Below are 19,189 nucleotides of genomic sequence, written 5' to 3'. Positions count from 1 at the left end.
GTTGCGTTTGTCGGCCCGTTCCCCATATCGACAGGGATTGCAGCGATGCTGCGCGCGATGGGGATGACAGGACAGATGACCGACCAGACGCCACACTCTGCCCTGCACAGCGGCTTCCGCTTTGACAATTCCTGGACCCGCGATCTGCCCGGCACCTTTGTGGCGCAAGACCCGGACGCCGCGCTTGCGCCGCAGATCCTTGTGCTGAACAGGGGACTTGCGGCGGATCTGGGCTTGGTGGCGGAGGTGTTGGTGCAAAACCCCGGCTGGTTTGCCGGGGGCAGCCTGCCGGCTGGGGCAGAGCCAGTGGCGCTGGCCTATGCCGGCCACCAGTTCGGCGGATTTTCTCCGCAACTGGGCGATGGCCGGGCGCATCTGCTGGGGGAACATATCGGGGCTGACGGGCGGCGCTGGGATATCCAGCTGAAAGGCTCTGGCCGCACCCCGTTTTCGCGCGGCGGCGATGGCAAGGCGGCATTGGGTCCGATGTTGCGCGAATATGTGATCTCTGAGGCGATGGCGGCGCTGGGCGTTCCCACCACGCGCAGCCTTGCCGTGGCGCTGACGGGCGAGGATGTGCGGCGCGAGGCGGGCCGCCTGCCAGGGGCTGTGGTCACCCGCGTGGCCGCCAGCCATCTGCGTGTGGGCACTTTGCAGTTCTGGGCGGCGCGCGGCGATCATGACACGCTGGCCCGGGTGGTCGATTACGCCATTGCCCGCCATGATCCTGATCTTGTGGGGCAGGAGGGGCGGATATTGGCCTTCTTTGACCGCATCATTGCGCGTCAGGCCCGGCTGGTGGCGGCGTGGATGGGGCTTGGCTTTGTGCATGGCGTGCTCAACACCGACAATGTGGCGCTGTCGGGGGAAACCATAGACTACGGCCCCTGCGCCTTTATGGAGGCCTATGCGCCGGGCACGGTGTTTTCCTCGATCGATCATCAGGGGCGCTATGCTTACGCCAATCAGCCGCATATTCTGGCCTGGAATATGGCCAAGCTGGCCGAAAGCCTGCTGCCGCTGATGGGCGGGACAGAGGCGGTGGTGCAGGTGCTGAACGACCGGTTGTCTGGCATCGCCGCGATTTATCAGGCGGAATGGCTGGCGGTGATGCGCAGCAAGCTGGCGCTGGACGGCGCGCAGGACGGCGACCATGATCTTGCCACCGGATTTCTGGCCGCGATGGAGGGGCAGGGGGCAGACTGGACGCTTGCCTTTCGCCGTCTGGCCGATGCGGCGACGGGGGATGTGACCCCGCTGCGCGCGCTGTTCGCCGATCCGGCAAAGCTGGATCTGTGGCTGCCGTTGTGGCGCGCGCGCCTGCGCGCCGATGCGGCAGGTCACCTGCGCGCCTGCAACCCACTGGTCATCCCGCGCAATCACCGCGTGGAAGAGGCGTTGCAGGCTGCTGAAGCAGGCGACCTTGCCCCGTTCACCGCCTTGCTGGCAGAGGTGACAGACCCCTACACCGACCGTCCGGGGCGGGAGGGTTATACTCTGCCAGCCCCCAGCGGGTTTGGCGATTACGTGACCTTCTGCGGCACCTGAGGCTATTCCGCCTCTGGCGCGGCCTTCATCAGCCGTTCGGCCTTTTTGCGCACCAGAACCGTGCGCAGGTCGTGCATGGCCAGCAGCAGCGTGTCGGTGACCTCTTCCAACTGGGCGTCATCCGCCTTTGACTGCGCCCAGCCTGTCACCAGATTGAGGTGATCCACGGCGCGGTGAATGTCATCGACATCGCGTGCGGCCAGAACCGCGGTGCGCTGCGCCATCCAGGTGGTGATGACGGCGGTTTCCTCGGCCGTCAGCTTGCGGTCGCCATGCGGCTTGATATTGCCATTGCGCACATTGGCGATGGCGATTTCTTCCATCTCGATCCGGCGCTGGCGGTTTTCGGTATCCACCTTGAACACAGCGGCACCGTTTTCACGGATGCGGAAGTAATACTCCGGCAAATCGCCCGCCATGACCCCCCCTCAGGCCAGCGTGGCGCAGAACGCCTGAATGCGGCTGCAGGCTTCACGCAAAACCTCGTCTGCCGTAGCATAGCTGACGCGGAAGTTGGGCGACAGGCCGAATGCCGCGCCGAACACCACCGCCACCCCGGTTTCCTCCAGCAGGGCGGTGGCGAACACCTCGTCATTGGTGATGAGCGTGCCGCCTGCGGTGACCTTGCCGATACAGGCCGAGATGTCGGGATAGACATAGAACGCGCCTTCGGGCTTCGGGCAGGTGATCCCCTTGGCGGCGTTCAGCATCGACACCACCAGATCGCGGCGGCGTTCAAACACCTTGCGGTTTTCGGCCAGAAACTCCTGCGGCCCGGTCAGCGCCTCGAGCGCGGCATATTGCGACACCGAACAGGGGTTCGAGGTGGATTGCGACTGGATCGTCCCCATCGCCTTGATCAGCGCCACCGGCCCCGCCGCATAGCCGATGCGCCAGCCGGTCATGGCATAAGATTTCGACACCCCGTTGCAGGTCAACGTGCGGTCATAAAGCGCAGGTTCAATCTCAGCCGGGGTGCAGAATTCGAAATCGTCAAACACCAGATGCTCATACATGTCATCCGACAGGATCCAGACATGCGGATGGCGCAGCAGCACATCGCAAAGCCCGCGCAATTCATCGCGGGTATAGCCCGCACCCGTGGGGTTCGACGGGCTGTTGAAGATGAACCACTTGGTTTTCGGCGTGATCGCCGCCTCCAACTGGGCGGGCGTGATCTTGAACGCGGTCTCGATCCCGGCGACTACTGGCACCGGGGTGCCGCCCGCCAGCAGCACCATATCGGGATAGCTGACCCAATAGGGGGCCGGAATGATCACCTCATCGCCCGGATTGCAGGTTGCCATCAGCGCGTTGTACAGCGTCTGCTTGCCGCCGGCGCCCACGGTCACTTGCGCGGGCGTATAGGTCAGCCCGTTTTCGCGCAGGAACTTGGCGCAGATCGCGGCCTTCAGCTCGGGAATGCCATCCACAGCCGTATATTTGGTCCGCCCGGCATCAATCGCGCGTTTGGCGGCGTCCTTGATGTTCTGCGGCGTATCGAAATCCGGCTCGCCCGCGCCAAGGCCGATCACATCCTGGCCCGCCGCCTTCAACGCTTGCGCCTTGGTGGTGACAGCGATGGTGGGCGAGGGTTTCACGCGCGCCAGCGTGTCGGACAAGAACGGCATTATGGGCTCCTGATTTGTCATTTCCGGTCTTTGGTCTTATGGATGGGTCCTGACCCGATCAAGCGATATCGACGTAGAGGAGAGGCAAGATGGCGGAAAGTGACACAGGGGCTGCGTGGTTTTCGGCAGAGGTCGCCACCTTTGGCGACCGGCTGGCCGGCGCACGCGAGGCAGCAGGGCTGTCGCAGCCCGATCTGGCCAAACGGCTTGGCGTGCGCCTGACCACGGTGCAGGGCTGGGAGGATGACGCGTCAGAGCCGCGATCAAACCGGCTGCAGATGCTGGCGGGCATGCTGAACGTGTCGATCCGCTGGCTCTTGACCGGGGAAGGCGATGGGCTTGACGCGCCCTCGGCTCCGGGCACCCATGATGCGGCAACACTTGAGGCGCTGGCCGATCTGTCGCGGATGCGCGCGCAGATGCTGGCGCTGGCGCAGGATATGGGGCAGATGGAAACCCGGCTGCATCATCTGTTGCGGCGCGAAGAGGTGGATGCCGAATGACCCTGACAGAAACCCCCGAGGCACGGATCAAGCGCATGAAGATGCGGTCCTGGCGGCGCGGCACCAAGGAAATGGATCTGGTGCTTGGTCCCTGGGCCGATGCGCATCTGGATGCGCTGTCGCCCGCGCAGCTCGACGAATACGAGGTGTTGCTGGCCGAAAACGATCAGGATCTGATGGCGTTCATTTTCGGGCAGGCCCGGCCCGCGCCCGCCATTGCGCCGCTGCTGGACCAGATCACCCTGTTTGCCCGCGACCGGCTGCGGAAGGTTTGAGCAAAATCTGAATTCGGTTTACCGAATGTTTTCTGTTTGTGACGATTCTGCCAGTCGATTGATGGATGGCGGAGATCAGCATGACGCATCAGGCCCCGGTTCTGGATGGTTCGCACAAGGTTCTTACACTGGGCTATCTGGATAGTCTTGCTTTGGTTGAACGCCTGCACCGCCTGCTTCTTGATGTCATAAAGGATGAGTTCGAGCGACTTTCCATTCTGGAGATCAACTCGGTTCAGGCGCTGCTCTTGTTCAACATCGGCGAGAATGAGGTGACGGCGGGAGAGCTGAAAAGCCGCGGCTATTATCAGGGCAGCAATGTCAGCTATAACCTGAAAAAGCTGGTGGAACTCGGTTATATGCATCATCAGCGCTCCGAACTCGACCGCCGGTCGGTGCGGGTCCGGCTGACGGAAAAGGGTCGGCGGGTGCGCATTGTGCTCAATGATCTGTTCGCCCGCCATACTGAGGTGCTGCTGAAAAAGGCAGTGATTGACGCCGCCGGCATGGAAGAGGTGAACCATTCGCTCAAACGGCTTGAGCGGTTCTGGACAGATCAGATCCGCTACATCTACTGAGGTCTTGAGCGTGTTCCAAGGCGACGGCCTACCATCGCACCGCATTGTGCCGGCGCGTGTCTTCCCCGGGCCCTAACGCCGCCACAGCCGCGAAAATGTGGCAAACCGTCCTTGCAGCTTGGCAAAAACCCGGTTGCCGAACCCCGGATGTGGCACAGGTCCAGACGCCAGGCGCGCCACTGCCACCTCGGGGGGGCAGGCGCGGCAGCTGACCGGATCGTAATAGCGTGGATAGGCGATCAGCGCCGCATGCACCAGATGATCCAGCACTGGCCGTGGCAACCACGCGCCATCAGCGCCCCGCGACCGGCGCAAGGGCACCGGGCATAGGTCGCGCGTCAGCCCCCAGCCTGCATAGAATGGCACGCCCAGGCAGGTGACAGGCTTGCCGCGCAACAGGGCCTCGAAGCCCAGCAGGCTGGTCATCGTCCAGACCTCGTCACACGCAACGATCAGCGCCACCGGGTCGGCGTGACTGGCCACCACATCGGCCAGACCGATCAGATCGCCGGCCGCAACCGTGCCGCGCCGCAACCCGGCCTCGACATCCGGATGCGGTTTGTAGACCAGCACCGCGTCCGGATGCGCCGCCCGCGCCGCCTGCAGCAGCGCCAGATTGGTCCGCACCGGGCCGCCGCCTGTCAGGATCGAGGCATCATCCTCGACCTGCCCGGGCACCAGAATGCGGTGGCCGGGGGGCAGGTCGGGCAGGGTTCCGGGCAGGTTGTATTTGCTGACCCCCAGCGCCACCAACCGTTCGCGCAGCCGGGCGGCGCGGGCAAGGCCGCCCGGCGGCAGGGGGGAAAGGATCAGCCGCTCCAGCCGGCTTTCGCGGCTGGGGTCGTAATAAATGCCCAGATCATCGGTGACCAGGGACAACGGCGGCACCAGTTCGGCCCCGAGCCCGCGCGAACGCAGAAAGCCATCCTCCACGCGGCGCAGCGGCACGTCGGCCTGCGCCAGTTCCGGCGTCTCCTTCCCGGCCCAGACCAGAATGCCGCGCCCCCGGGTGTCGCCCGGCGCATCCCGGAACACCAGAGGCGTTTCGCGCCCGAACACCGCTTGCAACCACCCGCGTTTCCACAACCGCATGCCGACCGCCACATGACCGCGGCGATCTTCGCGAAAGGCGCGCACCTCTGCTTCCAGCTGATCGAGCGCCTCTTCAAAGCTGCACAAGCGGTCACGGCAGGGGTCATACCAGACCGGGGCAAGGATCATCGCGGCGGCAAACAACTGCACCTTGGTCAGGACGCGGCCGCGCCGGGGCAGGGGGTGGGCGTCATGGGTCAGGCCCCAGCCCGCATAAAACGGCTGGCCATAGACATGCGGGCGATGCCCGGCAAGGATCGCCTCGAACCCGAGTTGCGACGAGACGGTATAGACCGCAATCGCCCCGTCCAGCAGCGCGTGGGGCGACACCGGGTCTGCCAGAAGCGTGACGCGATCAGAGATGTCCACCCCGGTGTAATGTCCGGCGCGCAGGCCAATTGCGGTTTCGGGATGCAGCTTGATGACGATCCGGGCCCGTGGATGCGCCTCCATCGCCTCGCCCAGCATCTGCGCGAAACTTTGTGCCGAGGCCCCGCCATGCCGGATCGAGGCATCGCCGCGGGCCTGGTCAACCACCAGAACATAGCCGGGTGCCGGGATGGGCAGTGCTGGATCGTGCATGTTGTATTTTGACAAGTCGGCCGCCCGAAGGCGGGCAATGCCCTCGCGTGCGCGCGACAGAGTGTTGGAATTGTCCAAGGGATCGGTGGCCAGAATTTGCTCCAGCCGTGAGGGTCCGCTGCTGTCGAAATGCACGCCCACCGGGTCGATCAGCAGCCCCAGCGGCCCGCCACCCAGGCGGCCCGGACGCAGCCCGCGCAAAAATGCATCCTCCACCCGGATCAGTGGCACCCCACGCCGCGCCGCCACGGCCTCGCCCCTATGGGCATAGGGGCTGCGGCCCCAGACCAGCACGCCATCTTCGGGGCCGGGCAGGCCCAACTTCAGCTGATGGCCGGAGAGCGCCAAAATGCGGCGCAACGTCCGGTCGCGCAGAAAGCCCGCGGTGTAATGATAAAGCCGCCGGGGGATCTGCCCGGCGGCCTCTGGTCTGTCATCGGGGCGCGGTGCCACCCCGGCCTCAGCCGCCGGTGCTGACGTCAGACAGCGAGCTGGCCGCCCCGGCGGTGCCGGTGATCGCCGACAAGGTTTTTTGCCACTGTACGAAAGGTGCTTCGGTCACATAGACCGTGTCGCCATCGCGCACCACGAAATCGCGGGCCTCGAACATGCCGGTGGGTTGGGTCAGATCCAGCACATAGACCATCCGCTGCGCGCCGCGCAGATCCTTGCGGCCCAGCACGGCATTGGCAATCTCTTCAGGTTCGTTGCGGAACACGAAGACGCCGGTCGGGTCGGCCAGGTTGGTATTGAGACCGCCGACAATCGCAATCGCCTCGATTGCCGACAGGGTCTGGGTTTCAAACGGCACGCGGTTCTGTGCGCCGGTCGCGCCAAGCGCCACAAAGGCCCGCGTGTCGCGTTCGACCACGATCTTGTCGCCGGGGCGCAGGGCGATATCCAGCGCCGGATTGGCATAGAGGTCTTGCAGCCAGACGCGTCCGGTATGCGCCCCGCGCGTGACGCGGATGACGGCCACATCGGGCTCGATGGCCACGCCACCAGCGCGCGCGATCATGGCCGACAGCTTGCGGGTCGGGCGTTCGATGGGAAACACCCCGGTGGTCCCGACAGAGCCCTGCACCGACACGCTTGATCCGTCGCCGGCAAGCCGGGTGACGGTGACCTGTGGGTCTGGGGTCTGGGTGTCGAGCTTGCGGGTGATCGCCTGGCGCAGGCCTTCGGGGGTCTGTCCGGCGGCCCTGATCCGGCCCGCATAGGGGACAAAGATGTAACCCTGACCATCGACCTGCACTTCGTCCAGCGCGCTGACGCGCTGGCCAGTGTTGCCCAGAAGCGGATCGTCGCGCACATTTTCGAAAATGGTCAGGCCCAGCGTATCGCCAGAGTTGATCGTATCCGACCCGACGACACCCGCGTTCAGGAAAGCCGCAGAGAACCCGAAGGCGGGGATGACGGCTGTGGCCCGAGTCACACGCGGATTGACCGAGACAATAAAGGCATCACCCTCTTTCAGCACCGACCCTTTGAAAATCTCGGCTTTGGTCGGGCCGGACCGAGGCAGGCCGCAGGCTGCGGTGGAGGCCACCAACGCAACAAGGCAAAGGGCTTTTGCCCCTTTGGAAATAAGCACGTTCACTGCTCGGGCTCCTTTGACTGGATTTGCCTCAAGTTTTGCCTGCAAGGCTACAGAACGATGTGAGAAAACGCCAGCACCGGCTTTTGCGGTCAGTTCACCAGCCGCAACTGTTGCCGTGGTGCCGCGCTTCCCGAGACCAGTGCCTCATAGGGATCTTCGGCGCAGAGCATCATGTCCACCACCTGCCGCAGCACCTCTTGCCGGCCGCGCGCAGAGTAAAAGCCGCCGCTGATCTGGCTGGTTTCCAGCAGATAATGCCGGAAGGTACGATAAGCCCGGCCATCGGGGCGGCTGGGCTTGGCAAAAAAGGCGGCGAGCGGCTGGTCAGACACGAATTCCGGCTTGGCATAAACCGCCGCGCCAAAGGTCTTCAGCGGCATCCCGCGCCACAGCACCTGCTGACCGGCCGTTGAATTCACCGTCACGGCGCTGCGCGCGTGGTTCAGAAGCTGCGCCAGCTTGCCACCGCGCACGAAATGCACCCGGTCCGCCACCCCGTGCAGCTGTGCCAGACGGCGAATTTCTGCCTTCAGCGGCGCGCGGCCGTCTTCCAGCGGATGGGCCTTGAACACAAGATGATGGTGCGGCGGCGCGCCTTTGGCAAAGCCATCAACCACCACGGCCAGAAATTCGGCCATGGTGCGGAAGGGCGAATGCATCTGAAAGCTGGCGTCATGTTCCAGCTGCAACAGCACAAGATGATAGGGAAAGCCACCGTTGCGAATGCGGGCCTGCGCGATCATCCGTTCCCAGCGGTGCAAGGGCAACAGCACAAGGCGTTTGCAATACAGCAGAAACTCCTGCCCTACCGTGTGTTTGCGATGGGGGCGGAACTGCGGGAAGGCACGAGAGCCGGTCATGACGAACCAGTGATACAGCGCGCCCCAGAAGATGTGCTGGCGCATGTCGCCCCAACTGGCCGGGGCCTCGGGCTGGTCAATCTCGGCCTGTGCCAGCGCGGCCTGCATGTCGGCCACCGACATCTGCATCAGCCGGGAATGCCCGTTCGCGCCACCGCGTTCATAAGTGACCCAATGCGGGCGCAGATAGCCTTCCTCGAAGACATGCACCGTCACCCCGGCGGCGCGGGCGGCGCGGATCGCCTGCGCATGCACCGGGCGGGTGTCGCCATAGAGCACCAGATCGGTGATGGCCTGATCACGCAGCAATGCGGCAATCCGGCCGGGCCACAGATCTGCCGTATCACGAAAGGGAATGAAGCTGTCCGCAGGCCAGAACACCTGGTCGCCGCGGTTGAAGCCCACACGCCAGACCTGCGCCCCCGCCGCCTGCAGCATCTTGCCCAGACGGCGGAAAAAGGGCCCATGTGGCCCTTGCAGAAACAGAAAGCGGCGTGTGTCACCTGTCATGCGGGTGGTGTCCGTCAGTGCCTGTCGGCGGCAAGATGCCGCGCAGTCCTGAACCTTTACCCATTTGGCTTGGTCAAAGCACGGCGAAATTTTGGCAAATGGTGCGCAACCTTGCGTCGTCCCCAACCGCAGGCTACGCATTGCAGCAAAGGAGACCCAGCATGTTCACAGGGATCGTCAGCGATATTGGGGAAGTTCTGCAGACCGAGCAGCAGGGCGATTTGCGCGCCCGCATCGGGACGCGCTACGATGTGGGTGGCATCGACATCGGGGCTTCGATTGCATCAGACGGCGTGTGCCTGACCGTGATCGCCACCGGCACCACACCGCGCAACTGGTATGATGTGCAGATCTCGGCGGAAACCGTGCGCAAGACCAACCTGTCGCGCTGGGCTCCCGGCGCGCGGGTCAATCTGGAACGCGCGCTCAAGGTGGGCGATGAATTGGGCGGGCATATCGTCTCGGGCCATGTCGATGGCGTGGCCGAAGTGGTGGATGTGGTGCCCGAGGGCGACAGCCTGCGCGTGACCTTTCGCGCGCCGCGTGACCTGGCGCGCTTCATCGCGCCCAAGGGGTCGGTGGCGCTGAACGGCACCTCGCTGACGGTGAACGAGGTTGAGGGCACTGATTTCGGCATCAACTTCATCCCGCATACCCAGAAGGCCACCACATGGGGCGATGTGGCGGTGGGCGATCTGGTCAATCTGGAGGTGGATACGATGGCGCGCTATGTGGCGCGGCTGCGCGAATGGGACTGAGCGCTGGCATCGGCCATAACCGGGGTCCGGACATGACCGGCCTGTCCTGGCGCACCCAATGCTGGCGCGCCGCCCGCGCCCGCCTGCTGCCGACCCTGCCGATAGAGGTGGTGCGCCTGCGGGTGCGCCGGGCTGCGGAACTGGGGCTGGATTACAAGACCTATGCCGGGGTGCGCGCCAGCACCGGGCATGATCTGGTGGCGTTTCTGTTTTCGTCCAACGCCTTGCGGGTGCTGCGCGCGGGGCAGGTGCTTTCCGCTGACCGGATGGTCAGGCTGGGCGCGGTGCAGGCGGCGGGGCTGATCGGCCTTGCCGTGCCGCCGTTGCAGGCGGCGGATCTGGCGCAGGCCGCTCCGGTGCTGCGTGCAAGCCACGCCGCCCCGCACCATCTTGCCAGTTTTGCCGAGGCGCGCATACGGCTGCGCGCGGCGCTTGGCAGCCTCCCGCCCGACACGGTGTTGCTGATCGGTGATCACGGGCTGGAGGCGGAATGGGCCGCTGCGGGCCGGCTGGCGGGCTATCTTCCGGCCGAACGGTATTTTGGCAGCTGAGGGACGTGGTGTGGCGCACAGTCGCTCTGCGCCGCCCGCCTCTGGCTTTTGTGGCCCTGTCGCGGTAAAGCCGGGCAAACCCGATCAGGAATCCGCAGCATGACCGATTATTCCGACGCCATTTCCTCTGTCGAAGACATCATCGACGATGCGCGCAACGGGCGCATGTTCATTCTGGTCGATCATGAGGACCGCGAGAACGAAGGTGATCTGGTGATCCCGGCGCAAATGTGCACGCCGCAGGCGGTGAACTTCATGGCCACCTATGGCCGGGGCCTGATCTGCCTTGCGCTCACCGCCGACCGGGTGGATCAGCTGGGTCTGCAACCGATGAGCCCGAAGAATTCCTCGCGCCTTGCCAGTGCCTTCACCCTGTCGATCGAGGCCCGTGAGGGCATCTCCACCGGGATTTCGGCGGCTGACCGGGCGCGCACTGTCTCGGTCGCCATCGACCAGACCAAGGGGCCGCAGGACATTGCCACACCGGGCCACGTCTTTCCGCTGCGCGCACGCGACGGCGGCGTGCTGGTGCGCGCCGGCCATACCGAGGCGGCGGTGGATGTGGCGCGGCTGGCGGGCCTGAACCCGTCGGGTGTGATCTGCGAGGTGATGAATGACGATGGCTCGATGGCGCGGCTGCCCGATCTGATCGTTTTCGCGCAAAAGCACGGGCTGAAAATCGGCACGATTTCCGACCTGATCGCCTATCGCCGCCGCAACGACAACCTGGTGAAGCTGACCGAAGAACGTGCCGTCACCTCGGAATTCGGCGGTGACTGGACGATGCGGATCTATACCGATGTGACCGAAGGCGCGGAACATGTGGTGCTGATCAAGGGAGACATCACCACCCCCGGGCCGGTGCTGACGCGGATGCACACGCTGGACCCGCTGCTCGACGTGGTCGGCCTTGGCGGGGCAGGGCGCACGGCGGAATTTGCTGAGGCGATGAAGCTGATCGCCGCCGAGGGGCGCGGTGTGCTGGTATTGCTGCGTGAGCTGGACCGGCGGCTGATTTCCGATACCGAAGCCTCGCCGCAGACCCTCAAGCAATACGGCATCGGCGCGCAGATCCTTGTGTCGCTGGGGGTCAATGACCTGACCCTGCTGACCAATTCGCCGCAGCCCAAGATTGTCGGGCTTGACGCCTATGGGTTGTCGATCACCGGCACCCGCAAGATTACGGAGTAAGCCATGGCCAGTGCGGAAACCCATTACACCCTGCCGCTGCCCACGTTTGACCAGCCGGTGAAACTGCTGATCGTGGTGGCCCCCTATTACAAGGATATCACCGACAATATGGTGGCCGGTGCCCGCGCCATCGCCGCCAGTTGCGGGGCCGATGTCGATCTGATCGAGGTGCCCGGCGCGCTGGAAGTGCCGACCGCGATTGCCATGGCCGAGCGTCAGGCGAAATATGATGGCTATGTGGCGCTTGGCTGCGTCATGCGGGGCGAGACCACGCATTACGATACCGTGTGCAATGACAGCAGCCGCGCCATCAGCCTGCTGGGCCTGCAAGGGGCCTGCATCGGCAACGGCATTCTGACCGTGGAAAACCGTGCCCAGGCCGAGGTACGGGCCGATCCGGCGGGACAGAATAAAGGGGGCGGGGCAGCAGCGGCGGCCTTGCACCTGATCGCGATCTCGCGCAAATGGGCGGGCCAGACGACAGGGATCGGGTTCCGCGCATGACTGACGACACACCGGCGGCCAAAGGCCTCAAGCCAAGCAATGCCGAGAAGAAGCAGATGCGCTCTGCCGCGCGGCTCTATGCGGTGCAGGCGCTGTTCCAGATGGAAGTCTCGGGCCAGACGATCAAGGCGATCTGCCGCGAATTCGAGGTGCACCGCTTTGGCGCCACCTATGAAGAAGGCGAATTTGCCGAAGGCGATGTCACGCATTTCCGCAACCTTGTGGATCATGCAGTGAACTTTCAGGCGCTGATCGACCAGATGACCGACCGGGCGCTGGTGGCCAAATGGCCGATTGACCGGATCGACCCGGTGCTGCGTGCGCTGTTCCGCGCGGCCGGTGCCGAGTTGACGCAGATGCCGACGCCGCCTCGGGTTGCCATCACCGAATATGTCGATGTCGCTAAAGCCTTTTTCCCCGATGGCAAGGAATCGCGCTTCGTCAACGCCGTGCTGGATCACATGGCGCATGAGGCCAAGCCCGAAGGCTTCTGAACTGCCCTGAGTTTAGGCCCGAGGGGACTATCCCTTTCGGGCCAGGACGGGCTGATCGTTCCAATTCCTAACCTCAAAGTAACCAACCTGGCACATTTGGCCCGCCTGCGGCAAAATGGGCCTTTCGCTTTTGCAGCGCTGCGCTAGGCTTGACCTGTTGTCAGGAGCGCAAATATGCCCAAACTCATCCGGCTTTATATCGTGAATGTTGCCATCGGCTTTGGCATTGCTGTCGCTTTCGTGGCAGGGCTGCTCTGGCTGGATGTGGCGGGCTTGCGCCATCTTGTCTTGCAGTCGCCGATGGGATGGGTGGCGGCGATCATGATGGTGATGGTCAATGGGGTGGTGTTCGGTGGGGTTCAGTTCGCCATCGCGGTGATGCGAATGGCCGAATCGACGCAGCAGCCACCGGGGGGCACAGGTGCGCGACTGGTCCCGGTACCGGTGCTGGCCAAAGCAAGTGCCCGACCGGCTTTGCCCGGCCGCCCAAGGTCTTCGCGCTGATCCGTTAAGGCAACCCGCCGCAGTGTCACGCGACATAGAGTTTTTTGAATCAATGGCTTGGTTGCCCTAAGGTCAGTTCACACCGCGTCACAGAACGGTGATGCGCAGGAACTATGCCCGCTTCCTGACGTTTCATACGCGACCGGCACGAGAGAGGCCGGTGAGTGTGAAAGGATAGTATATGACAGTCAAACTCCGCACCTTTGGTGCTGGCGTGCTGGCTATTGCCGTCGCTCAAGTTGCTTTTGCACCTTCGGCGATTGCTCAGGTTGCCATCACGGGCGTCGAAGCACTTGATGACCGCATCGATGATATCGATGACGATGTCAGAGACGATATGGAGCGCGCCGAAGATGCTGCGCGCTTTGGCAATCCGGAGTTTCGTCCTGGTCTGAGCGGCAGTGCGTCGCTCGGATACGCGGGCAACACAGGCAACAACGAGTCGCAGGATCTTGTTGGCGGCGTCCGGCTTCGCTACGCGCAAGGCCAGTTCGTACAGACTTTGGGAGCCGCGCTTGAGTTTTCCGAGGACAATAACGTGTCCACGACGGAAGATGTATTTGTCGTCTATGACGCCAACTACTATCTGAGCGACCGGTTCTACGCCTTTGCGTTGGGCCGCTTGGCGACCGATGGGCTGGCCACGGAAATCAGCGCCGATGGCGTTGATCGTCGTGACGAAAACACGCGCCGCGATGGGTTCATTGGCTTTGGTCCAGGCTACCGTGTCGTGAACACACCGGACATGACCTGGCGTGTGCAGGCAGGTATCGGCGTCAGCTACCTCGAAGACGGTCTGGGCAATTCAGAGACCGAAACCGGCTATCTGGCCGCGTCGCGGTTCTTCTACCGGATCAACGACAACTTCTTCGTGACGAATGACACCGATGTTCTGAAATCGGATTCGGCACTTCGGGCCAACAACGACCTTGGCCTGAACGTCAAGATGACCGAGGCCTTCTCGACTCGTGTCAGCTATCTGACCGAGTATGACGAAAGCCGCGCGATCCGGACCGACAACAAGCTGGGCGTTTCGCTGGTGTTCGGCTTCTGAGCCGGAAAACCCCACACAGCAGGAAAGGGGCGGAGAGATCCGCCCCTTTTTCGTGTCTGCCGATGTCAGAAGGTGGCGGGCCCGCAGCAGCCGTGGGTGGCATGGTTTCCCGAGAGCCAGAGGTCTCAGGTGGGCACCAGGTAGCAAGACCAGGATCTTGCCAGAGCCAGCATCCATTCGTTTGCTTATCGGCCACTGGAAAAAAGCCCCAGCACGCGAAGAGCAGCACCCGCCACCTCACAAGATAGGCGCGCAGCAGCCCCTCTGCAAGGCTTGTCAGGTGTTCATCTTTCGTTCATATTTCGGGGATGGATTGCACCGACTCCCTGCCGCCATTGCCCGGACAGCGCCTTGCGCGGGGGGTGGCACGTGCTTTGCGTGACCTTGGGTTCGCGACGGTGGAAGAATTGGTGCCCGCGCCCGGGCTGCGGGTAGATCTGATGGCGCTTGGCCCCAAGGGGCAGATCTGGGTTGTGGAATGCAAATCCTGCCGCGCCGACTATCAGGCTGATCGCAAGTGGCACAATTACCTGCCGTGGTGCGACCGGTTTTTCTGGGCGGTGGATGCCGATTTCCCGGCAAGCCTGTTGCCCGAAGATTCAGGCCTGATCCGAGCGGATTCCTATGGGGCTGAAATCATGCGGATGGGTCCGGAAACCCTGCTCGCGCCCGCGCGCCGCAAGGCGGTGGTTCAGGGCTTTGCCCGCCATGCCGCGCTGCGCCTGCAGGCCCTGCGTGATCCGGCTGGGGTTATTTCCGCCTGGGCTTAGGCTTGCCGCCGCCCTTGCCATTGCCCAGGGCGCGCACCGCTTCGGCAGCCGCGCGCAGCTCTTCGGCGATTTCTTCGGCCTCTTCCGGCTCAAAATCCAGCGGCAATTCGATGCCGCCATCGGCTTCGATGTAGATGCGAACCATTCCGGCCGAGGTCGGCCCGATCTGAAGGTTTGCGGCGATTTCGCTTTCCTTGTCGATGCCCATTTTGGCCCCCTTGCTGTGCTGGCTTCCGCCTAGCGTTCTTTGCAGGCTTTCGCAAGCACACCGGCCAAAGCACCGCCATGATCGGGTCAGCCTCCACATTTTTGCGCCAAAGCCTGCTTGCAATCCAAAGCAAGGGGCGTTAAATCGCCCCCAAGTGCCGGCTTAGCTCAGTTGGTTAGAGCACTAGATTGTGGATCTAGGGGTCCCCCGTTCGAGCCGGGGAGCTGGTACCATCTCCTTCAGTCCAGACTGCCAAAAGTCCCTTGCGGGGCTTTTGGCGTCGGCTGTGTGGCAGGCGGCGCGTCGCTGCCCTTTCCCTCTTCACAGCGCTTGGGTATGGTCGCCCTCCGACCATACGGGAATGCCATCATGACGCCAGACACCACCCGCCGCATCGCGCAAACCATCGCGACCGAAATCAACGCGCAAACCCCGCAGGTCACCGCCGCCGTGGCCCTGCTGGATGAAGGCGCGACCGTGCCCTTCATTGCGCGCTACCGCAAAGAGGTGACAGGGGGATTGGACGATTCGCAGCTGCGCCTGCTGGCTGAACGGCTGGTCTATCTGCGGGAGATGGAAGCGCGTCGCGCGGCGATCTTTGGGTCGATCACCGAACAGGGCAAGATGACCGATCCGCTGGCCCTGTCGATCGGCAAGGCCACCACCAAGGCCGAGCTGGAAGACATCTATCTGCCCTTCAAACCCAAGCGCCGGACCAAGGCGATGATCGCGCGTGAAAACGGGCTGCAACCGCTGGTCGATGCGATTCTGGCAGACCGCGCCGCCGATCCGGCAACGCTGGCGACGGGCTTTGTCACCCAAGCCGTGCCGGATACGAAAGCAGCACTGGAGGGCGCGCGCGACATCATCGCCGAAGGTCTTTCAGAAAACGCCACGCTTCTGGGCCGGTTGCGTGAGCATATGAAGAAGGTTGCCCGCCTGTCGGCGAAGGCGGTTGCGGGCAAAGAGGCCGAGGGCGCGAAATTCTCGGATTATTTCGCGCATGAAGAACCCTGGGCCACCGCCCCCAGCCACCGGGTGCTGGCCATGCTGCGGGGCCGGAACGAAGGGTTTCTGACCATAGATCTGGAGATCGACCCAGACGCCCCCCGTGGCCAAAGCCCGGCGGAACAGGCCTGCGGTGCGGCGCTTTCGGCAGGCTCCAAAGGCCCGGGCGATGCCTGGCTGCGTGAAGCGGCCAGCTGGGCCTGGCGGATCAAGCTGAAAACCTCGCTCACGCTGGACCTGATGGGAGAGTTGCGTGACCGGGCCGAGGCCGAGGCGATCAATGTTTTTGCCCGCAATCTGAAAGATCTGCTGCTGGCAGCCCCGGCGGGCGGCAAGGCCACCCTTGGGCTGGACCCTGGCATCCGGACCGGGGTCAAGGTGGCGGTGGTCGATGCCACCGGCAAGGTGCTGGCGACAGATACGGTCTATCCGTTTCAGCCGAAAAATGACTTGCGTGGCGCGCAGGTGGCGATTGCCCAGCTGATCGGCAAGCACAAGGTGCAGCTGATCGCCATCGGCAACGGCACCGCCAGCCGCGAGACGGAAAAGATGGTGGCGGACCTGCTGGCCGTGCTGCCCGGCACGGAAAAGCCGGTCAAGGTGATCGTGTCCGAGGCCGGGGCTTCAGTCTATTCCGCATCAGAACTGGCGTCGAAAGAGTTTCCCGATCTGGACGTGTCCTTGCGCGGTGCCGTCAGCATCGCACGACGCCTGCAAGACCCGTTGGCGGAACTGGTCAAGATCGAGCCCAAATCGATCGGCGTCGGTCAGTACCAACATGATGTCGACCAGCACCGGCTGGGCCGCAGTCTGGAGGCGGTGGTGGAAGATGCGGTGAACGCGGTCGGCGTTGACCTCAACACCGCCTCTGCGCCGCTCTTGGCCCGGGTGTCGGGTGTGGGGGCCGGGCTGGCCGAGGCGATTGTGGCGCACCGCGATGCCAACGGCCCGTTCAGCACCCGGCGAGACCTGCTGAAGGTCGCGCGTCTTGGCCCCAAGGCGTTTGAACAGGCCGCAGGCTTCCTGCGCATCGCGGGCGGCAAGGAGCCGCTGGATGCCTCCTCCGTGCACCCGGAAGCCTATGACGTCGCCCGCCGCATCACTGCCGCCTGTGGCCGCGATATCCGCAGCCTGATGGGCGATACGGCAGCCCTGCAAAAGCTTGACCCGCGCCAGTTCATCGACGACCGCTTTGGCTTGCCGACGGTCAAGGACATTCTGGCCGAGCTGGAAAAGCCCGGCCGCGACCCGCGCCCCAGTTTCCGCACCGCCACCTTTACCGAAGGCGTCAACGAAATCCGCGACCTGAAACCCGGCATGATGCTGGAAGGCACCGTGACCAACGTCGCCGCCTTCGGTGCCTTTGTCGATGTCGGCGTGCATCAGGACGGGCTGGTGCATGTCAGCCAGCTGGCAGACCGATTCATCAAAGACCCGCATGAGGTGGTGAAGGCGGGCGATGTGGTGCAGGTCCGCGTGGTCGAGGTGGATGCAGCGCGCAAACGCATTGCCCTGACCATGCGCAAGGACAGTGCCGACGCGCGGGAGAGCGCCCGCGAACGCGCTGCGGACCGGGCAGAGAAGCCCGGCCAGCGGGGCAGGTCACAGCCCATGCAGGCCACCCCACAAGGTGCAGCATCCGGCCCCGGCACCAACCCCTTTGCCGATGCGCTGCGCGGCAAGTTCGGGAAATAGGATGCGTATTTGGACAAGGTGCAATCTCTAAGCACAGGCTTTGATTGCACCTGTTTGTCAGACGCCCGTGGCAGGCGTCTGACAGCCGGGCAGGGCGCGCCGGTCAGTTGGCCTTGCGTCGGGGCAGGAACGGCAGTGGCGTCACCGGTACGCCGTCTTCGATCAGCTTTTTCGCCTCTTCGGGCTTTGCCTCGCCATAGATGGCGCGTTCGGGGCTCAGCCCGTCGTGCATCTTGCGGGCTTCAGCGGCGAAGTTCAGGCCAACATACTCGGAATTGGCCTCGACCTGCGCCCGCAGGGCGGCAATCGCCTGTTCAACCTCGGTCTTTGGCGGGGCCAGAGATGTGGCGGGTTGAGCGGCGGCAGCGGCCGCGCTGCGCGCAGGGCGCACGGCGGGAGCCATCAACAGCTTTTCCACATCCGCCGCACCGCAGATGGCACAGGTCACATGTCCGGCACCCTGCAAGGACTCGTAAGCCGCGGCTGACTGGAACCAGCTGTCAAACTCATGGGAATTGATACATTTCAGGCTGTAACGGATCATAACCGGACCAGAGCAAGGGTTGCATATCCCGCGCCACAGCTAACAATCCGCTGCGCGAATTCAAGCGTGCTTTTTGGTGCCGGTTGCACAAACCAGTTTTTGCCCCTTGCTGGACAGCCGCGCCAGCAGCCCGCGCAGATCAGGTTCGGCCACCTTGCGCGCGGCTTTCTGGGCATCGAACCATTTGCGCCGCCGCTGTTTGCGTTCAGGGAATTTGTCGGCAAGCTTTGCCACACGCAGGGCAAAGACGCTGACCACGCAGGGAATCGCCACGTCCGGCAGGCGCAGCTTGTCATAGCGATAGACCCCAAGCGGCGCCGCGGCATCAACCTCACCCTGCACTCCCGCTTCCTCCCAAGCCTCGGTAACAGCGGTTTCAGCATCGGTCTTGCCCGCCATCGGCCAGCCCTTGGGCATGATCCAGCGCCCGGTGTCGCGGCTGGTGATCAGCAACACCTGCACCCGGCCCCGATGCATCCGCCAGCACAGGGCAGCGTTTTGCGTCGCGTCGCTGTCAGACAGAGCTGTGGTGAATTGAGCCGAAGTGGATTGTTTCATATCGTCTTTTTCTTTGTTCTGCTCGACGGATGGCTGCGGTCGCCTGACATCGCCCAAACTGGCCGGTGCGGGCACAAGCCTTTGCTCTTCATGACCATCTGATGGTCGAAAGGTGCCATGTGAATGTCATATATGGGACCTTTGTCAGAAATTTGTCACCCCTGTGATTGA

Annotated in this window: 21 protein-coding genes and 1 tRNA gene; 14 read left to right on the top strand and 8 right to left on the bottom strand. The window is 63.7% G+C overall.

Features of this window, described 5'->3' with window-relative positions:
* The first annotated feature begins 75 nt into the window (after positions 1-75).
* Complete coding sequence (locus CXR43_RS11050; protein ID WP_103334215.1) at positions 76-1,548, top strand: protein adenylyltransferase SelO; 1,473 nt, start codon at positions 76-78, stop codon at positions 1,546-1,548.
* Between the two features lie 2 nt (positions 1,549-1,550).
* Here CXR43_RS11050 and CXR43_RS11045 read toward each other — a convergent pair whose 3' ends face one another.
* Positions 1,551-1,967, bottom strand: coding sequence for a hypothetical protein (locus CXR43_RS11045; protein ID WP_103333965.1), 417 nt, complete (start codon positions 1,965-1,967; stop codon positions 1,551-1,553).
* 9 nt (positions 1,968-1,976) lie between these two features.
* On the bottom strand, positions 1,977-3,179 hold the full coding sequence (locus CXR43_RS11040; protein WP_103333964.1) for a pyridoxal phosphate-dependent aminotransferase: 1,203 nt from the start codon (positions 3,177-3,179) through the stop codon (positions 1,977-1,979).
* Positions 3,180-3,268: 89 nt separating this feature from the next.
* On the opposite strand from CXR43_RS11040, the gene CXR43_RS11035 reads away from it, so the two are divergent.
* The 3 genes from CXR43_RS11035 (at position 3,269) to CXR43_RS11025 (ending at position 4,535) form a co-directional block, all read left to right on the top strand.
* Positions 3,269-3,682: a helix-turn-helix domain-containing protein gene (locus CXR43_RS11035; RefSeq protein WP_103333963.1), complete on the top strand. Its 414-nt coding sequence runs from the start codon at positions 3,269-3,271 to the stop codon at positions 3,680-3,682.
* A gap of 2 nt (positions 3,683-3,684) precedes the next feature.
* Positions 3,685-3,957 (top strand): FAD assembly factor SdhE, encoded by a 273-nt coding sequence (locus CXR43_RS11030; protein WP_103334214.1) that lies wholly within the window; start codon positions 3,685-3,687, stop codon positions 3,955-3,957.
* An 80-nt stretch (positions 3,958-4,037) separates the two neighbouring features.
* Entirely contained in the window at positions 4,038-4,535 is a 498-nt protein-coding gene (locus CXR43_RS11025) for a MarR family winged helix-turn-helix transcriptional regulator (RefSeq protein WP_103334213.1), read from the top strand.
* A gap of 72 nt (positions 4,536-4,607) precedes the next feature.
* On the opposite strand, the gene CXR43_RS11020 is transcribed toward CXR43_RS11025, so the two are convergent.
* From CXR43_RS11020 to CXR43_RS11010, 3 genes are all read right to left on the bottom strand, one after another.
* Complete coding sequence (locus CXR43_RS11020; protein WP_103333962.1) at positions 4,608-6,662, bottom strand: capsule polysaccharide biogenesis protein; 2,055 nt, start codon at positions 6,660-6,662, stop codon at positions 4,608-4,610.
* A gap of 7 nt (positions 6,663-6,669) precedes the next feature.
* The gene (locus tag CXR43_RS11015; protein WP_246831349.1) at positions 6,670-7,809 is read right to left on the bottom strand and encodes a polysaccharide biosynthesis/export family protein; all 1,140 of its coding nucleotides are present in this window, start codon (positions 7,807-7,809) and stop codon (positions 6,670-6,672) included.
* An 89-nt stretch (positions 7,810-7,898) separates the two neighbouring features.
* On the bottom strand, positions 7,899-9,179 hold the full coding sequence (locus CXR43_RS11010) for a capsule polysaccharide biogenesis protein (RefSeq protein ID WP_103333961.1): 1,281 nt from the start codon (positions 9,177-9,179) through the stop codon (positions 7,899-7,901).
* A gap of 161 nt (positions 9,180-9,340) precedes the next feature.
* Here CXR43_RS11010 and CXR43_RS11005 point away from each other — a divergent pair, with 161 nt between their 5' ends.
* The 8 genes from CXR43_RS11005 to CXR43_RS10970 all read left to right on the top strand — a co-directional run bounded on the left by CXR43_RS11005 (position 9,341) and on the right by CXR43_RS10970 (position 15,005).
* Positions 9,341-9,937 carry a riboflavin synthase gene (locus tag CXR43_RS11005; protein WP_103333960.1) on the top strand — a complete coding sequence of 199 codons (597 nt, stop codon included), beginning with the start codon at positions 9,341-9,343 and terminating at the stop codon, positions 9,935-9,937.
* 32 nt (positions 9,938-9,969) lie between these two features.
* Positions 9,970-10,488 (top strand): hypothetical protein, encoded by a 519-nt coding sequence (locus CXR43_RS11000; RefSeq protein ID WP_246831348.1) that lies wholly within the window; start codon positions 9,970-9,972, stop codon positions 10,486-10,488.
* A 99-nt stretch (positions 10,489-10,587) separates the two neighbouring features.
* Positions 10,588-11,679 carry a 3,4-dihydroxy-2-butanone-4-phosphate synthase gene (ribB, locus tag CXR43_RS10995; protein WP_103333958.1) on the top strand — a complete coding sequence of 364 codons (1,092 nt, stop codon included), beginning with the start codon at positions 10,588-10,590 and terminating at the stop codon, positions 11,677-11,679.
* A 3-nt stretch (positions 11,680-11,682) separates the two neighbouring features.
* Positions 11,683-12,183: a 6,7-dimethyl-8-ribityllumazine synthase gene (locus CXR43_RS10990; protein WP_103333957.1), complete on the top strand. Its 501-nt coding sequence runs from the start codon at positions 11,683-11,685 to the stop codon at positions 12,181-12,183.
* Positions 12,180-12,677, top strand: a complete 498-nt coding sequence (gene nusB / locus CXR43_RS10985; RefSeq protein ID WP_103333956.1) for a transcription antitermination factor NusB — start codon at positions 12,180-12,182, stop codon at positions 12,675-12,677. The genes CXR43_RS10990 and nusB overlap by 4 nt, the downstream gene beginning before the upstream one ends.
* A 174-nt stretch (positions 12,678-12,851) precedes the next feature.
* Positions 12,852-13,181 carry a hypothetical protein gene (locus CXR43_RS10980; RefSeq protein ID WP_103333955.1) on the top strand — a complete coding sequence of 110 codons (330 nt, stop codon included), beginning with the start codon at positions 12,852-12,854 and terminating at the stop codon, positions 13,179-13,181.
* A gap of 181 nt (positions 13,182-13,362) precedes the next feature.
* Entirely contained in the window at positions 13,363-14,235 is an 873-nt protein-coding gene (locus CXR43_RS10975) for a DUF481 domain-containing protein (protein ID WP_103333954.1), read from the top strand.
* Between the two features lie 308 nt (positions 14,236-14,543).
* Positions 14,544-15,005 (top strand): MmcB family DNA repair protein, encoded by a 462-nt coding sequence (locus CXR43_RS10970; protein WP_103333953.1) that lies wholly within the window; start codon positions 14,544-14,546, stop codon positions 15,003-15,005.
* Here CXR43_RS10970 and CXR43_RS10965 read toward each other — a convergent pair.
* Complete coding sequence (locus tag CXR43_RS10965) at positions 14,986-15,213, bottom strand: DUF6324 family protein (RefSeq protein ID WP_103333952.1); 228 nt, start codon at positions 15,211-15,213, stop codon at positions 14,986-14,988. The genes CXR43_RS10970 and CXR43_RS10965 overlap by 20 nt on opposite strands.
* 156 nt (positions 15,214-15,369) lie before the next feature.
* Here CXR43_RS10965 and CXR43_RS10960 point away from each other — a divergent pair.
* Positions 15,370-15,446 (top strand) — tRNA-His (locus CXR43_RS10960).
* Positions 15,447-15,582: 136 nt separating this feature from the next.
* Complete coding sequence (locus CXR43_RS10955) at positions 15,583-17,916, top strand: Tex family protein (protein WP_103333951.1); 2,334 nt, start codon at positions 15,583-15,585, stop codon at positions 17,914-17,916.
* Positions 17,917-18,019: 103 nt separating this feature from the next.
* Here the strand turns inward: CXR43_RS10955 and CXR43_RS10950 are convergent, their stop codons facing one another.
* Complete coding sequence (locus CXR43_RS10950; protein ID WP_103333950.1) at positions 18,020-18,460, bottom strand: DUF1178 family protein; 441 nt, start codon at positions 18,458-18,460, stop codon at positions 18,020-18,022.
* A 60-nt stretch (positions 18,461-18,520) separates the two neighbouring features.
* Positions 18,521-19,018: an NUDIX hydrolase gene (locus CXR43_RS10945; protein ID WP_103334211.1), complete on the bottom strand. Its 498-nt coding sequence runs from the start codon at positions 19,016-19,018 to the stop codon at positions 18,521-18,523.
* Positions 19,019-19,189: the final 171 nt, after the last annotated feature.

The sequence above is a fragment of the Pseudotabrizicola formosa genome, assembly GCF_002900965.1.
GTDB classification, from domain to species: Bacteria; Pseudomonadota; Alphaproteobacteria; order Rhodobacterales; family Rhodobacteraceae; genus Pseudotabrizicola; species Pseudotabrizicola formosa.
This window is presented reverse-complemented; position numbering and strand designations above follow the sequence as displayed.

What these genes read in the sequence shown, in the direction of transcription:
- CXR43_RS11050 (WP_103334215.1), top strand. Translation starts at nt 76, where the DNA reads ATGACCGACCAGACGCCACACTCTGCCCTGCACAGCGGCTTCCGCTTT.
- CXR43_RS11045 (WP_103333965.1), bottom strand. Translation starts at nt 1,967, where the DNA reads ATGGCGGGCGATTTGCCGGAGTATTACTTCCGCATCCGTGAAAACGGT.
- CXR43_RS11040 (WP_103333964.1), bottom strand. Translation starts at nt 3,179, where the DNA reads ATGCCGTTCTTGTCCGACACGCTGGCGCGCGTGAAACCCTCGCCCACC.
- CXR43_RS11035 (WP_103333963.1), top strand. Translation starts at nt 3,269, where the DNA reads ATGGCGGAAAGTGACACAGGGGCTGCGTGGTTTTCGGCAGAGGTCGCC.
- CXR43_RS11025 (WP_103334213.1), top strand. Translation starts at nt 4,038, where the DNA reads ATGACGCATCAGGCCCCGGTTCTGGATGGTTCGCACAAGGTTCTTACA.
- CXR43_RS11010 (WP_103333961.1), bottom strand. Translation starts at nt 9,179, where the DNA reads ATGACAGGTGACACACGCCGCTTTCTGTTTCTGCAAGGGCCACATGGG.
- CXR43_RS11005 (WP_103333960.1), top strand. Translation starts at nt 9,341, where the DNA reads ATGTTCACAGGGATCGTCAGCGATATTGGGGAAGTTCTGCAGACCGAG.
- CXR43_RS11000 (WP_246831348.1), top strand. Translation starts at nt 9,970, where the DNA reads ATGACCGGCCTGTCCTGGCGCACCCAATGCTGGCGCGCCGCCCGCGCC.
- ribB (WP_103333958.1), top strand. Translation starts at nt 10,588, where the DNA reads ATGACCGATTATTCCGACGCCATTTCCTCTGTCGAAGACATCATCGAC.
- CXR43_RS10990 (WP_103333957.1), top strand. Translation starts at nt 11,683, where the DNA reads ATGGCCAGTGCGGAAACCCATTACACCCTGCCGCTGCCCACGTTTGAC.
- nusB (WP_103333956.1), top strand. Translation starts at nt 12,180, where the DNA reads ATGACTGACGACACACCGGCGGCCAAAGGCCTCAAGCCAAGCAATGCC.
- CXR43_RS10980 (WP_103333955.1), top strand. Translation starts at nt 12,852, where the DNA reads ATGCCCAAACTCATCCGGCTTTATATCGTGAATGTTGCCATCGGCTTT.
- CXR43_RS10975 (WP_103333954.1), top strand. Translation starts at nt 13,363, where the DNA reads ATGACAGTCAAACTCCGCACCTTTGGTGCTGGCGTGCTGGCTATTGCC.
- CXR43_RS10970 (WP_103333953.1), top strand. Translation starts at nt 14,544, where the DNA reads ATGGATTGCACCGACTCCCTGCCGCCATTGCCCGGACAGCGCCTTGCG.
- CXR43_RS10965 (WP_103333952.1), bottom strand. Translation starts at nt 15,213, where the DNA reads ATGGGCATCGACAAGGAAAGCGAAATCGCCGCAAACCTTCAGATCGGG.
- CXR43_RS10955 (WP_103333951.1), top strand. Translation starts at nt 15,583, where the DNA reads ATGACGCCAGACACCACCCGCCGCATCGCGCAAACCATCGCGACCGAA.
- CXR43_RS10950 (WP_103333950.1), bottom strand. Translation starts at nt 18,460, where the DNA reads ATGATCCGTTACAGCCTGAAATGTATCAATTCCCATGAGTTTGACAGC.
- CXR43_RS10945 (WP_103334211.1), bottom strand. Translation starts at nt 19,018, where the DNA reads ATGAAACAATCCACTTCGGCTCAATTCACCACAGCTCTGTCTGACAGC.